The following is a 255-nucleotide window of genomic DNA, read 5'->3' on the forward strand; positions in this document are numbered from 1 at the left end:
CTTTTCCGCCGCCAGCACCATCGGCACCGTCACCGGCACCGACAGCACGATGAACATCGTGCCCAGGAAAAACAGCTTTCCCGGTGCGTTCGGATCATGTGCGGAGACGAACTGCGGCAGGAAGGTCATGAAGAACAGGATGATCTTCGGGTTGAGCAGATTGACGCCGAGGCCCGCCGCCCAGCTGCGCAACAGCGAAATCTCGGGTCCCGTCTTCTTCTCCGGCGAAAAGGCCGAGCCCCTGGTGATTGCCTG

General features: G+C 61.2%; 1 protein-coding gene. It reads right to left on the bottom strand.

The window, feature by feature from the left end:
• Positions 1-255: LysE family translocator (locus tag AC0L3S_RS39520; RefSeq protein WP_473285384.1), on the bottom strand; the 255-nt coding region annotated here is incomplete at both ends.

Source organism: Bradyrhizobium sp. Ken01, assembly GCF_055807355.1.